Origin of the sequence: Nocardia sp. AB354, from assembly GCF_049538315.1 — a bacterium.
GTDB classification, from domain to species: domain Bacteria; phylum Actinomycetota; class Actinomycetes; order Mycobacteriales; family Mycobacteriaceae; genus Nocardia; species Nocardia nova.
On the sequence record NZ_JBMVFU010000001.1, the window covers coordinates 515,258 to 529,506 of the forward strand.

11 protein-coding genes are annotated in these 14,249 nt (G+C 68.9%); 5 read left to right on the plus strand and 6 right to left on the minus strand.

What is annotated here, in order from left to right:
• Nucleotides 1-24: 24 nt before the first annotated feature.
• Nucleotides 25-1,248 carry an NAD(P)-binding domain-containing protein gene (locus ACPCUW_RS02245; RefSeq protein WP_423423515.1) on the plus strand — a complete coding sequence of 408 codons (1,224 nt, stop codon included), beginning with the start codon at nt 25-27 and terminating at the stop codon, nt 1,246-1,248.
• Between the two features lie 15 nt (nt 1,249-1,263).
• Here ACPCUW_RS02245 and ACPCUW_RS02250 read toward each other — a convergent pair whose 3' ends face one another.
• The 6 genes from ACPCUW_RS02250 to ACPCUW_RS02275 all read right to left on the minus strand — a co-directional run bounded on the left by ACPCUW_RS02250 (nt 1,264) and on the right by ACPCUW_RS02275 (nt 9,036).
• A complete protein-coding gene (locus ACPCUW_RS02250) occupies nt 1,264-2,118 on the minus strand; it encodes an aldo/keto reductase (protein WP_030513297.1) in 855 nt (284 codons plus the stop codon).
• A 257-nt stretch (nt 2,119-2,375) separates the two neighbouring features.
• The gene (locus ACPCUW_RS02255; protein WP_423423516.1) at nt 2,376-3,941 is read right to left on the minus strand and encodes a carboxyl transferase domain-containing protein; all 1,566 of its coding nucleotides are present in this window, start codon (nt 3,939-3,941) and stop codon (nt 2,376-2,378) included.
• 93 nt (nt 3,942-4,034) lie between these two features.
• On the minus strand, nt 4,035-4,637 hold the full coding sequence (locus tag ACPCUW_RS02260) for a GTP-binding protein (protein ID WP_174553921.1): 603 nt from the start codon (nt 4,635-4,637) through the stop codon (nt 4,035-4,037).
• Nucleotides 4,618-4,992, minus strand: a complete 375-nt coding sequence (locus ACPCUW_RS02265) for a DUF742 domain-containing protein (RefSeq protein ID WP_025347064.1) — start codon at nt 4,990-4,992, stop codon at nt 4,618-4,620. Before ACPCUW_RS02265 ends, ACPCUW_RS02260 begins: the two co-directional genes overlap by 20 nt.
• Before the next feature lie 7 nt (nt 4,993-4,999).
• Entirely contained in the window at nt 5,000-5,413 is a 414-nt protein-coding gene (locus ACPCUW_RS02270; RefSeq protein WP_011207200.1) for a roadblock/LC7 domain-containing protein, read from the minus strand.
• Nucleotides 5,410-9,036, minus strand: a complete 3,627-nt coding sequence (locus ACPCUW_RS02275) for an ATP-binding protein (protein WP_305779433.1) — start codon at nt 9,034-9,036, stop codon at nt 5,410-5,412. Before ACPCUW_RS02275 ends, ACPCUW_RS02270 begins: the two co-directional genes overlap by 4 nt.
• Nucleotides 9,037-9,354: 318 nt before the next feature.
• On the opposite strand from ACPCUW_RS02275, the gene ACPCUW_RS02280 reads away from it, so the two are divergent.
• From ACPCUW_RS02280 to ACPCUW_RS02295, 4 genes are all read left to right on the plus strand, one after another.
• A complete protein-coding gene (locus ACPCUW_RS02280) occupies nt 9,355-11,466 on the plus strand; it encodes an AMP-binding protein (protein ID WP_423423517.1) in 2,112 nt (703 codons plus the stop codon).
• 131 nt (nt 11,467-11,597) lie between these two features.
• On the plus strand, nt 11,598-11,978 hold the full coding sequence (locus tag ACPCUW_RS02285; RefSeq protein WP_423423518.1) for a hemophore-related protein: 381 nt from the start codon (nt 11,598-11,600) through the stop codon (nt 11,976-11,978).
• 76 nt (nt 11,979-12,054) lie between these two features.
• Nucleotides 12,055-12,759 (plus strand): response regulator transcription factor, encoded by a 705-nt coding sequence (locus tag ACPCUW_RS02290; protein WP_036523064.1) that lies wholly within the window; start codon nt 12,055-12,057, stop codon nt 12,757-12,759.
• Nucleotides 12,760-12,796: 37 nt separating this feature from the next.
• Nucleotides 12,797-14,179: a sensor histidine kinase gene (locus tag ACPCUW_RS02295; protein ID WP_063018359.1), complete on the plus strand. Its 1,383-nt coding sequence runs from the start codon at nt 12,797-12,799 to the stop codon at nt 14,177-14,179.
• Nucleotides 14,180-14,249: the final 70 nt, after the last annotated feature.

Genomic DNA, 14,249 nt, shown 5'->3' on the forward strand with positions numbered 1-14,249 from the left:
GCCGGTCGGTATCGACTCCACTGTATGCGGCGGACAGTTACCGCAGCGCACCCGACGCGTACTGTGACGGCGGTGACCGCACCCGATTTCGAGATTGTGGTGATCGGCGCCGGCCAGGCCGGACTGTCGGTCGGCTATCACCTGCGGCGGCTCGGATTGAGACCGGGAACCGACTTCCTCATCGTCGACCACTCCCCCGGTCCCGGCGGGGCATGGCAATTCCGCTGGTCCTCACTGACTTTGAGCACCGTGAATCGGGTGCACGACCTGCCGGGGATGTCGTTCACCGAAACTCTGCCGCCCGGCTCGGATTCCGTACCAGCCGCGACCGCGGTGCCGCACTATTTCGAGCTGTACGAGAAGCGTTTCGACCTGCGTGTTCGCCGGCCGGTGTCGGTACGGGTGGTATGTGATCGGGCAACCACCGCAACATGTCCGGGGACGTTGGTGGACGGGCTGTTGCACGTCGAGACCGTGGTCGGCGAAAACCTCTCGGCCGCAGAGGTTTCCGTCGTCGCACCGCCCGAGTTACCGGGTGCCGGCGACCGGACCCTCCGGGTGCGCGGAGTGATCAATGCGACCGGCACCTGGGAAAAACCGTTCATTCCGTACTATCCGGGCGCCGAAACCTTTGCCGGACGGCAATTGCACGCTCATGACTACCGCAGCGCGGCGGAGTTCGCCGGTCAGCACGTCGTGGTGGTCGGCGCGGGAATTTCCGCGGTCCAACTGCTGGACGAGATTTCCCAGGTCACCGGCACGACGTGGGTGTCGCGGACGGAGCCGCGCTGGCGGGAGGGGCCGTTCGGTCCCGACGAGGGCCGCCGGGCGGTCGCGATGGTCGAGGACCGGGTGCGTCGCGGCTTACCGCCGCGATCGGTGGTGTCGGTAACCGGGCTGCCGGTCGACGACCGGATTCGCGCCGCCCGTGCGCGCGGCGCGCTGACCTGGCATCCGATGTTCGCCCGCATCGAACCGGACGGCGTGCGCTGGCCCGACGGCAGCTTTCAGGCCGCCGACGTGATCCTCTGGGCCACCGGCTTCCGGAGCGCGCTCGACCACCTGGCGCCGCTGCGGCTGCGCGGGCCCGGCGGCGGCATCGCGATGGCGGGCCGGCTCGCTACCCAGGTAGCCGCCGACCCGCGCATCCATTTGATCGGTTACGGGCCGTCGGCCAGCACCATCGGCGCGAATCGGGCAGGGCGCGCCGCAGCGGTCGAGCTCACGAGCTACCTGGGTCTGCGATAGGGGCCCGGCAACGCGTCAGTCGAGCCCCATCGCGAACGTGTCGGGATCGGGGCCGACGCGGCTGCCGGTGTCGAGCGCATTGAGGGTGGTCATCTGCTCGACGTCGAGTTCGAAAGTGAACACATCGAAGTTCTCCCGGATGCGCTCGGGATTCACCGACTTCGGAATGACGATATTGCCCAGCTGCAGGTGCCACCGGATCAGAACCTGGGCGGGCGTGCGGCCGACCTGTTCGGCGACCGCGCCCACGGTGGGATCCTTCAGTTCCGCGCCCTGGCCGAGCGGACTCCACGCCTCGGTGGCGATGCCGTGCTCGGCGTGGAAGGCACGCAGCGTGTTCTGCGCGAGCGCCGGATGCAGCTCCACCTGGTTCACCGCCGGCACCTCACCGGTCTCCCCGATCACTCGTCGCAGGTGTTCCGGCTGGAAATTGGAGACACCGATCGAGCCGATGCGGCCCTGCGTCTTCAGCGACTGGAACGCACGGAACGTGTCCACGTAACGATCCGCGCTCGCGACCGGCCAGTGGATGAGATACAGATCGAGATACTCGAACCCCAGCCGCTCCATACTCGCGTCGAACGCGCGCAGGGTCGAGTCGTACCCCTGGTCGGCATTCCACAGCTTGGTGGTGATGAAGACCTCGTCGCGCGCCAGCCCCGATTCGGCGATCGCCCGCCCCACCTCGGCCTCGTTCCCGTAGGCCGCCGCGGTGTCGATGCTGCGATACCCCGCCTCGAGCGCGGCGGTCACCGTGTCGAAGGTCTGTCCCTCCGGCACCTGGAAAACCCCGAAGCCCAGCCTCGGAATCAGATGGCCGTCGTTGAGAATCACCGACGGTACTGTGCTGCTCTCGCTGCGAAAGGTCACCGTTCCGACCGTAGAAGCGGTTTGCCGAGCCGTCAACGACGCGCACCTGCGTGTTCGGATCCTGTGCGCCTACCAGGCGGAACCTCGGACCTCAGCGCTCGGTTGCCCGTCCGAGGTGGAGGTCGATCTCGAACGCGACGCGCACTCGCAGCCGATCGTGGTGGATGCCGGTGTGCGCGTACTGCGGTCGCGTTCCTCGGAATCGGGGGGACGGGTGGACCCGCACGACGAGGCGGCCGGAGCACGGAACCGCACACTCACCCGGGAAGGCCCAGCCGACGGTAGCGGCGGCGGCGAAGGGCGCGCAGATCGGCTGTCGGTCGGGTCCGGAGGCTCGCCAGTTCCCCGGCGACGGCGGCGACCATGCGGCGGGAGAAGTCGATCGGTTCGTGGGCGGCGTCGGGGCACTCCGGGACGATGCGGTCGACGACGCCGTCGGTGCGCAGATCGGCCGCGCCGACTCGTTGGGCGGCGGCCAGTTCCGGCGCATGGTCCGTATCGCGGAAGACGATGGCGCTGGCGCCTTCCGGCGGGAGTGGCGCCAGCCAGGCGTGCGTCGCGGCGAGGACACGGTCGGCGGGCAGCAGGGCCAATGCCCCTCCGCCGGTGCCCTGGCCCAGCAGTACCGACACGGTCGGCGTGTCCAGGGTGACCAAATCCGCTAGGCAGCGGGCGATTTCGGGTGCGAGGCCACGCTCCTCGGCCTCCTGGGACAGCGCGGCGCCCGCGGTATCGATGACCAGGACCAGCGGGAGGCGGAGTTCGGCGGCCAGGTGCATACTGCGGCGGGCCTCGCGCAATGCCGCCGGGCCCATGGTGTTCTCGCCGGTCTGGCCCGCCCGGTCGTGGCCGAAGATCACGCACGGTTCGCCCCGCAGCCGGGCCAGGGCGTGCACGACGGTGCGGTCGGATTCGCCTTGGCCGGTACCGCTCAACGGCACCCGCTCGGTCGCCTGCCGCAACAGCTCCCGGATGCCGGGACGCCGCGGGTCGCGGGAGATCAGCACCGACTCCCAGGCCGACGAAGTGGTTCGGTCGGCGTCCGGTGAATCAGCGGTATCGGCCGAGCCTCCGGCAATGCCGCCGTCGCCGGGCGGCACCACCGGCAAATCCTGCGCTGACGAAGCGATGGATAGCGAATCAGGCTGTCCCGCAACCGAAGTCGTCACATTCAACACCCGGTGCGCGATCCGGCGGAAGAACCGGACCGGCACGACTCCGTCGATGACCCCGTTGCGATACAGATTCTCGGCGGTCTGCACGCCTTCCGGAAACGGCCGGTCGTAGAGGGCCTCGTACACCCGGGGTCCCAGGAATCCGATCAGCGCCCCGGGTTCGGCGAAGGTCATGTGCCCCAGCGAACCCCAGGACGCGAATACGCCACCCATCGTGGGATTGCGCAGATACACCAGGTAGGGGTGGCCGGCCGCTTTGTGGGCGGCCACCGCGCCCGCGATCTTCACCATCTGCACGAAGGCGACCGTGCCCTCCTGCATCCGGGTTCCGCCGGAGGTGGGCGAGGCGAGCAGGGGCAGCCCCAGCTCGGTGGCGCGTTCGACGGCGGTGGCGATGCGCTCGGCGGCCGCCACGCCGATCGATCCGGCCAGAAAGCCGAATTCACACGCGATCACCGCGACGCGCCGCCCGCGCAACCGTCCCTCACCGGTCAGCACCGATTCGTCGGTGCCGCTGCGTTCGACCGCGGCGGTCAGTTCCGCGCGATACGCCGGCGACGTGGCGACCTCGATCGGTTCTCGATCCCAGCCGCGATACGAACCGGGATCGAGCACACCGTCGAAAAACTCACGCGCCGAGATCTTCACGCTCCGAGCGTAACCGCGCCGGACCGGGCGATCGGCGGTCGTGGTGCCGCCGCGCGCCGACGCGGCCGCGTCGTGCGGCCGGTCGTCGGCGTATCAGTAACCCTGAACCACTTTGCGCAGCGCGTACTCGGTGACCGAGACCAGCGCCTGCTTCACCGGCTCGCGGCGGCGCGCGTCGATCGACATGATCGGCACGTCCGCCGGGACGGCCAGCGCCTGGCGGATGTCCTCCAGGGGGTACCGCGGTGCGTCGTCGAACTCGTTGATGGCCACCAGGAACGGCAGCCCACGAGCCTCGAAGTAGTCGACGGCGGCGAAGGAATCCTCCAGCCGTCTGGTGTCGATCAGCACTACCGCCCCGATGGCGCCGCGAATCAGGTCGTCCCACATGAACCAGAAGCGGTACTGGCCGGGTGTGCCGAACAGATAAAGCACCAAATCGTCGGCGAGGCTGATCCTGCCGAAGTCCATGGCCACCGTGGTGGTGGCCTTCGTCGGCACGGCGGTCAGGCTGTCAACGCCCACACTGGCGTTGGTCACCAAAGCCTCGGTGCGCAGCGGAACGATCTCCGATACAGCACCGACCAAGGTCGTCTTACCCACACCGAAGCCACCGGCCACCACGATCTTCGCGGAGGTCGGCTTGGCGTTGCGGGTATCGACCTGGGCCGTCGAATCAAATACGCCGGAGTCCACTGAGAACCCTTTCGATCAGCTCGCGACGTTCATCGTCGCTCGAATCGTCTTTCAAAGTCGCCGAAACTCGAACATGTCCCGCCTCGATGAGGTCGGCGACGAGCACTCGAGCCACCCCGATCGGAATACCCAGTCGGGCAGCCAGTTCCGCGACAGATGGCGATTCTCTGCACAACTCCACGATTGACGTCTCGATGTTGGTCAGTTCGAACTGCCGCTCCAGGGCGACCGGATGCGATGCGACGAGCGCCTCCAATGCCAACTCCACCGTCGGCCGCGTACGACCGGCGGTCAGCGAGTACGGACGGACGAGGCTGGGCTCGGCGCTCCCCACGTGCTGGTTGTCTATGTCCATCCCACCATCAGGAACCCATCGTGACGCGAGGTGTGGCCTGGACTGTCTGGCCCACCCGCTCGACCAGCAGAGCCATCTCGTAGCCCACCTGGCCGATATCGCAGGACGTGTTCGTCAGCACGGCCAGATAGGACCCGTCACCGACTGCCATGAGCAGTAGGTAACCGTGTTCCATCTCGACCACGGACTGCAGTACCGTGCCGCCTTCGAACAGGTTCGAAACGCCGACAGAGAGGCTGGCCAAACCTGCGGTCACGGCGGACAGCTGTTCGGCTCGGTCGACGGGCAATTGAGCGCTCGCGGCCATCAACAGGCCGTCCGCCGAAACCAGCACGGCATGAGCGACGCCCGGGACCTCGTTGGCGAAGTTCGAAACCAGCCAATCCAGCTGACGGTTCGTACCACCTAGATCGGGGTTCATCGGTCTCCTTTATCTCCGGTTAGGTTCATTGCTCCCATTGCGCGGCCATCCCGGACGCCCTGCTGGTGACGACTCAGACTTGACCTGATCGACTCTGGGTCGCGGCTCGGCGCCCGGTCGGCGCGCCCGATGACACCACCGGGTACCAGCCGATTGCCGGGATCACGCTGCGGCAATCCGGCTGCCGTCCGCTTCTCCGACGAGGTTTCCACCGCTCGTCGGGCAGCCTGCCAACCTTCGTCACCTGGGGATTCGAAGGAGGCGGCGACTTGGGACCGGTCCGGGTTGGGGTCCGCGAGCCACGCCGACATCATCTCGGCGAAGATCGGACTTCCCCCTTCCGACGGGCCGGGGTCGGCTGCGGGTTGCAGCCGGGTCTGGAAGAACGATGCCGTCTTCTGCGGATTCGACCGGTAGCTGTGGCGGCCGCGTTCGCGACCCTCACCGGATTCCGCATTCGCGTCCGCGGCGGAGCTGTCCCGCTGCGGCGCATGACGTCCGGGCAGGCTCAGGCCCGGGGTGGGTTCCGGCCGCGGCGGCAGACCGGCGCCCGGCTGCCGCTGTGGCAGGCCGCCCGCGGCCGGGGCACGCTGCGGCAGACCCTCATTCGACTCTCGTTGCGGCAGGCCGGTACCGGCATCGCGCTGGGGCAGACCGCCGATGCCCTCGCGCTGCGGCAGACCGCCACCGCGCTGCGGCAGGCCACTGCCCGAATCCCGTTGCGGGAGGCCACTACCCGCGTCCCGCTGCGGCAGACCGGCGCCGGCGTCCCGCTGCGGGAGCCCGCTGCCGCCATCGCGCTGCAGACCGGTGGGCGCACCCTCGCGCGACGGCGCGCCGTTGGAACCCGGAGTCCGCTGCGGCAGGCCTCCGGCACCGCGCTGCGGCGGCTCGCCGTTGGACGATTCCCGCTGCGGCAGACCACCGTTCGCGGACTCCCGCTGCGGCAGGCCACCCTCGCGCGACGGGGCACCGTTGGTGCCCGGCGTCCGCTGCGGCAGGCCGTTGGCGCCGAGTTCCCGCGCCGGCAGGCTTGCCGCGGGCCGGTCCTCACCGGCAGGCCCACGCTGCGGCAGGCCGGACCCGCCGCGCTGCGGCAGACCACCCTCCCGCTGCGGCAGGCTCGAGCCCGAATCACGCTGCGGCAGACCACCTTCGCGCGGCGGCAGGCCGTTACCGCCGCCCGGCGGCCGCTGCGGCAGTCCGGTGGGACGGCCCGGTCGCGGCGGCTGACCCGCCGCACCCGGCTGACGCTTGAGCATATTGGCGGCCAGCCCCGAGGTCGGCTGCGCCGGAGCGGCGCCGCCACGCTGGGGCAGATTCGCGTTCGGCTGCGCCTTGGGCGACTGCGGGCCGTTGGCACCCGGCTCACGCTGCGGCAAGCCCGTGCCCGGCTCGGCATCGGCGAGCGGATGACGCGCGGTCGGCCCGTTGGCGCCCGGCTGCCGCTGCGGCAGCCCGCCCGGAGCCGCACCGCCCGGCTGGCGCTGCGGGAGTCCACCCGCGGCCGAACCGTTCGACGCGGCGGCGGCGCCGTTGGTGCGCACGGTGCGATCGTCTCCGGCATCCGCGGCCGGCGTGATCGGGATCGGCCCGCTCACTCCCGGGTCCACGGTGACCATCATGTTGCCGCTCGGAGTGCGGGTGACGCCGCGCATCTGCATCGACGACGCCGCGGACGGCCGCTGGGTCGGCACCGACATCTGCTCACCGGACTGGTCCGGCAGCGAGACCGTTCCACCCGAGGGCGCCACGATGATCGCCTTGGGCACATGCACGGTGACGGTGACGCCCGGGTCGCGGGCGGTGTCGAAGGTCGGGCGCAGGCGAACGTTGAGGCCGTGCCGCTCGGCCAGCCGGCCGACGACGAACAGACCCATGTGGCGTGCGGTGTCCGCACCGACCTCGGCGGTCGTCTCCAGGCGCCGGTTGATCGATGCCATCTCGGCGGGCGGCATACCGATACCGCGGTCGGCGACCTCGATCAGCAGACCCTGATCGTGGGCCTGGGCGAAGGTGAACTTGACGTCGGTCTCCGGCGGCGAGGCGCGTAGCGCGTTGTCGAGCAGCTCGGCGAACAGGTGCGCCAGGTCGGAGGCGGCCGGTTCGGTGATGGCGCCGCGCGGGGTGGCGCCCAGCTTCACGCGCTCGTAGTCCTCGACCTCGGAGATCGCGGCACGCAGCACGTCGGCGATCTCGACCGGCGCGGACTTGCTGCGCCGCTGCCGGGTACCGGCCAGAATCAGCAGGTTGTCGCCGTTTCGGCGCATACGGGCGGCGAGGTGGTCGAGCCGGAAGAGGTTCTCCAGCAGGCGCGGGTCCTTCTCGTCGTACTCCATCGCCTCGATCAGCGAGAGCTGATGGTCGACCAGCGACTTCGACCGCCGCGCCAGGGTCTCGAACATATCGTTGACCTGGGTACGCATGGACGCCTGGTCGGCCGCCAGGCGCAGGGCCTGACCGTGGATGTCGTCGACCGCGCGAGCGAGCTGGCCGACCTCTTCCTCGGTGTGCACCGGCATCGGCTCGAGCGGCACATCCTCGGGGCTGGCGCCGTCACGCAGGCGCGAGACCTCGTAACCGAGATCGTGTTCGGCGACGCGCAGCGCGGCCAGGCGCAGCTTGCGCAGCGGCACGATCATGGCCCGGGCGACCAGCACGGCGAAGATCAGCGCGGCCAGGATCGTCAGGACGACGATGACCGCGTACTGGATCGCACCGGCCCGGGCGTTACCGGCCAGGTCGTTCACTCGGGACGTGATGTCCTGAGTCGAGGAACCGACGATCTTGGTGTAGCCGTTCAGGCTGTCGACCAGCGACTGCTTGATATCCATCAGCGGCAGCTGACCGACGTCGACGTTCGGGCCGCTGGTCATGGCGATCCGGTTCTGCAACAAGCCGTTCAGCTCGGCGATCGTCGGATCGTTCTCGGGCAGACGCTTGGCCAGCAGGTCCAGCATGTACTTCTCGGTGTTGCCCGCGACCTGGAAGTCGTGCAGGCCGCCCTTGGCGTCACCGGTCAAGGTCTTGGCCGAGGCCGCGATCTCCTGGACCATCACCGCGCGGGTGTTCAGCGAGTCGACCAGGCGCAGCTTCGCCGCGTCGACGCCGGGGTCGGAGATGGTCGAGACGATCTCCTCGACCGTGCGGACGCTGTTCTGGCGGATCGCCTCTTCCTGGGCGATCGCGTCGGCGAGGACCGGCGAGGGCTTGGTGCCCTGATCGCGCACCGCCTGGGCGCCCTTGATCATCTGCTCGATCGCATCGCGCGCACCCGGAACACCGTCCAGCTTCGCCGTGGCCTTCTGCGCGGTCTGGATGGCGCCGTCCAGTCGTGTCAGGTCCGCGTCCTGAACCAGCGACTGTGTCGGGCTGATGGCGGCCATCTGGCCACCGGCGACCGTGGCCGCGGCACCACTCAGGCCGGTGACGGCCGGAATCGCCTCGACGTGCTCGACCGCCTGATCCAGGTGGCTCGAGTCACTGAACTCGGACGCGATCCTGGAAGCACCGAGCACCACCGCGACGAGCAGCGGCACGGCCAGCACGGCCGTAACCTTCCAGCGCAGGTCCCAGTTGCCGAGCGCCCAGCGCTTCCCAACGGGCCTAGCGGCGTCACGCATCTCCAACTCACTTTCCAAACTGGCCCCAGCCACGCGCCATCGGCGAGCCTCCACGATCGCACGCGCGGCTCGATAAGCAGAACGGGCCGGGAACTGCGGCTGGCCGAGAAATTGCGTCCATGACGGCCGAAATAGGTGACATGCGATTCTAACGGATCAATAACTTCTTGTGTGACCTCTTGGCAACCACCAGCCGTTGACCTGGCTGTTCCAGCCAAAATCAAAGGTCGCGGCGGCCGCCCGGACGTCGCGTGAAGTCTGCCACAATCAGGCTGATCTATCGAGGCGGGCATCGATGCGAGGCAGGGAGTCATACGGTTGAACGCGAAGCAGGAGTACCGGCCCACCTACCAGACCAGCCTGGTCGACCCGTCGGACTTCTGGCGCAGCGCGGCCGAGGCGATCAGCTGGGACGTTGCGCCCGAACAGATTCTCGACACCACGGCACGACCGACGGCTCGGTGGTTTCCCGATGCTCGCCTCAACACCTCCTACAACGCCCTCGATCGGCATGTGCGCGATCTCACAGCGGAACCCGCCTCGACGGACGACGATACCGATACCGCCACCGAAACGGGCATTTCCGAAAAAACGGGCGGTCGCGCGAACCAGCCCGCATTAATATATGACTCCGCTATGACGGGCGCCACAGCCGTCTATACCTATGCCGAGTTGCTGGCGGAGGTCGCCCGGTTCGCCGGCGCCATGCTCCGGCTCGGGGTGCGCACCGGCGATCGCGTCGTGATCTACATGCCGATGATCCCCGAGGCCGTGATCGCGATGCTGGCCTGCGCGCGGATCGGCGCCGTGCATTCGGTGGTCTTCGGCGGATTCGCCGCCCATGAACTGGCCGCGCGCATCGACGACGCCGAACCCGTTCTGATCGTCACCGCCTCCGGCGGCCTGGAACCGAACAAGCGGATCGAATACCCGCCGATCGTGCTGCAGGCGCTCGACCAGGTGCAGACCACCGCGCCCCGGAATGTGGTCGTGAAGCAGCGCGAGGGCTTTGCGACCATCCGGTTCGCCGCCCCGCAGCCGGCCACCGACACCCTGCCCGATTCCACCGCGACCGTCGCGGCCCGCTGGCTGGACTGGGAGGACATGGTCCGCGACGCGGAACCGGCCGATCCGGTGCCGGTGGCCGCGACCGATCCGCTGTACATCCTCTACACCTCCGGCACCACCGGAAAGCCCAAGGGCGTGGTGCGCGACAACGGTGGCCACGCGGTGGCGCTGGCCTGGTCGATGCGCAACATCTACGACGTCTCCCCCGGTCAGGTGATGTTGACCACCTCCGATATCGGCTGGGTGGTCGGCCATTCCTATATCGTCTACGCCCCGCTGCTGGTCGGCGCGACGACCGTCCTGTTCGAAGGCAAACCGATCGGTACGCCGGACTCCGGCACCTACTGGCGGCTGGTCGAGCAGTACGGGGTGCACGTGATGTTCACCGCCCCCACCGCACTGCGCGCGATCCGCCGCGCCGATCCCGAGGCCGCGCTCGCCCGCCGCCACGATCTGTCCTCGCTGCGCGCGCTGTTCTGCGCGGGCGAACGGCTCGACCCCGCCACCTACGAGTGGACCCGGGAGACGGTGCTGGCCGATCTGCCCCACTGCCCGGTCGTGGACCACTGGTGGCAGACCGAAACCGGCTGGCCGGTGTGCGCGAACCCGCTCGGTTTGCAGGAGCTGCCGATCAAACCCGGCTCGGCCTCGGTTCCGGTGCCCGGCTATCGGCTGCGCGTCCTCGACTACGAAGGCGATGCCGTGGCGACGGGCGCGGAGGGCAACATCGTGATCGGCCTGCCGCTGCCGCCCGGCTCACTGACCGGCCTGTGGCGCGACGACGAGCGCTTCGCCCGCTCCTATCTCTCGGCCTACCCCGGGCACTACCTCACCGGCGACTCCGGCTATTTCGACGAGGACGGTTATCTGTACGTGCTCGGCCGCAGCGACGATGTGATCAATATGGCCGGGCATCGGCTCTCGGCCGGCGGCATCGAGGGCGCGATCTCGGGACATTCGGCGGTCGCGGAAACCGCGGTGATCGGTGTGCCCGACGAACTGAAGGGTCAGCTTCCGATCGCCTACGTGGTGCTCAAGAACGGGGTCGACATCGAGCTGGCGCAGTTGCGCGCCGAGATCATCGCCCGCGTCCGGGAGCAGATCGGCGCGATTGCGACGCTGCACGATGTGACAGTGGTACGGGCCTTGCCCAAGACCCGATCCGGGAAGATCCTGCGCCGCACCATCCGCCAGATCGCCTCCGGCGAGAACTGGGAGATGCCGGCCACCATCGAGGATCCGGCGGTGCTGATCGCGCTGGAGGATCAGCTGCTCGCCGGGACCGATCCGACCGCCGACACGGCGGCCGAGAACACAACCGATCCGGCGGCGACCACGAACGGCTCGAGTATCGGTTCCTGATCGGGCCACCCGGACCGGGGCGCGGTGTGAGCAGCCGGTTCAGAGTCTTCTCAGAATCGGTTCACCTACGCCCCAGACTCCGGCGATACCGTGCCGGACACGTACGTGCCGACGCACAGGGAGAGAGAATCATGCGCATTCGCGGATTTGCCGCAACCACCCTCACCGCTGCGGGCCTGGCCGCCGGGGCCGCCCTGCTGGTCCCCGCCACCGCATCGGCGCGCCCGACCGAACTGGTTGCGCCGCTGCTGAATTCGACCTGCAGCTTCGCCCAGGTCGACGCCGCGTTGCACGACAAGGCGCCGCAGCTGGCCTCGATCCTGGACAACAACCCGGACCAGAAGGCCGAGCTGAAGGCCAAATTCGATCAGCCGGTGGAACAGCGCCGCGCCGAATTCCAGCAGTACCTGGCTCAGCACCCGGACGAGGCACAGCGCGCCCAGCAGGACCCGCGGGCCGCCGGCCTGAGCTCGACGATCCAGGAAGTCGCCGATTCCTGCCACAACTACTGATCCGGCCACCGGATCGGCAACTCGCGCGAGCCTCGGGCCACCCCCGGGGCCGCGCGGTCAAATTACACTGCACACCGTGGCGAGCAGCGAGAATCCGACGGTGCTGGTGGTCGACGACGACGAGGATGTGCTGTCCTCGGTGGAACGCGGCTTGCGACTGTCCGGATTCCGGGTGGTCATCGCCCGCGACGGGGCCGCGGCGTTGCGCAGCGTGGCCGAACAGGCGCCCGACGCGATCGTCCTCGATATGAACATGCCGGTGCTCGACGGCGCCGGCGTGGTGACCGCGCTGCGGGCGATGGGCAACGAAGTGCCGATCTGTGTGCTCTCGGCACGCAGTTCGGTCGGCGATCGGATCGCCGGACTGGAATCCGGGGCGGACGACTATCTCGTGAAACCGTTCGTCCTCGCCGAATTGGTGGCGCGGATCCGGGCGCTGCTGCGCCGGCGCACCGATACCGCACCCGCCGCGGCGCCGGGCTCGATCACCGTGGGTCCCTTGGAAATCGATGTGGCCGGCTATCGCGCCCTGCTGCACGGTAACGAAATCGAGCTCACCAAAAGAGAATTCGAACTGCTGTCCACGCTGGCCCGCAATGCCGGAGTGGTGTTGAGCCGGGAACGACTGCTGGAGCTGGTGTGGGGTTACGACTTCGCCGCCGACACCAATGTGGTGGACGTCTTCGTCGGCTATCTGCGCCGCAAACTGGAGGCCGACGGCACGCCCCGGCTGCTGCACACCATTCGCGGCGTCGGCTTCGTACTGCGGATGCCGAAATGACCGGCGCCCACGCCGAATCGATCCGTGCCGGTGCGGGATGACCGGACCGCAACGGCGACGCTTCGGGCTGCGTCACTCCTATTCGCTGCGCACCAGGGTCGCCGGGGCGGCGGCATTGGGCGCGATCATCATCACCGCGGTCTTGAGCTGGGTGTCGGTGGTGGCACTGGGCCGCAACAATCTCGCCCAGGCCGACCAGGAACTGGCCATCGCCTCGCGCATCGTGCTGATGCAGCCGCTCATCGCGGTCGGGGTGCTGTCGCTGGTGACCCCGAACAAGGATATTGCGGTGACGGTCCGCGACCACGGTGAGATCATCGCCTCCACCAGCGTGCGCCTGCCGGCCGAGGACCCGGGTTCGCATACGGTCACGATGGAGGGCACCCCTTTCCGGGTGCTGACCACGACCGAGAATCAGCCCGAGGGGCGGACCGTGTCGATCGCGATCCCGCTGACCGACGCCTATCACACCATGTCCGAGCAGCGGCGCTGGGTGCTGTTCGCGGCCGGCCTGGCGGTGGCCGCGGCGGCCGGGCTGGGCTGGGTGTTCGGTGGCGGCGCGGTGCGCCCGATCCGGGATCTCACCCGGCAGGTCAGTGCGCGCAGTGGCACCAGCACGGCCGAGGTCCGGGTAGACGGATCCGGGGTCTTCGAGGCCGAAAAGCTTTCCGAGGCAGTGAATTCGCTGTTGGAGCGGGTGCAGTTCGCCCAGGCCGAAACCGCGGCGGCACTCGAGACGGCCCGCGATTTCGCCGCCGTCTCCGCGCACGAACTGCGCACCCCGCTCACCGCGATGCGCACCGACCTCGAGGTGCTGCGCACCCTGGACCTCGACGAGCAGCAGCGCGCGGAGATCCTCGACGACCTCCAGCGCAGTCAGGGCCGGGTGGAGGCCACGCTGGCCGCGCTGGAACGGCTGGCCGCGGGCGAGCTGACCGACGAGCGCGACCATGTCGAAACCGATGTCGGCGATCTGGTCGACCACGCCGCCCACGACGCGATGCGCCACTTCCCGGAACTCACCGTCCGCATCGAGACCGATCCCGAACTCGTCACCCGTGGCCTGCCGACCGGACTGCGCCTGGCCGTCGACAACGCGCTCACCAATTCCGCCCGTCACGGCGGCGCGACGCAGGCGCTGGTATCCGCGCATCGCCGCCCCGACGGCTGGATCGTGATCTCGGTCGACGACAACGGCGCGGGCATTCCGGCCGAGGAACGGCGCAGTGTCTTCGACCGCTTCATTCGCGGCGCCAACGCCACCAAGGGCGGCTCCGGCCTGGGCCTGGCACTGGTCGCGCAGCAGGCCCAATTGCACGGCGGCCGAGCCTATTTCGACGACGGCACCCTGGGCGGCGTACGCCTGGTGCTGGAATTGCCGGCCCGTCCGATGCGGGCGGCGCCACCGCCGCAGAACTGAATCGTCCGCGATCCCTCACAGAACCCTCAGATATCCGCCAGTACTTGCGCATTCACCGCCGCTACCGTCG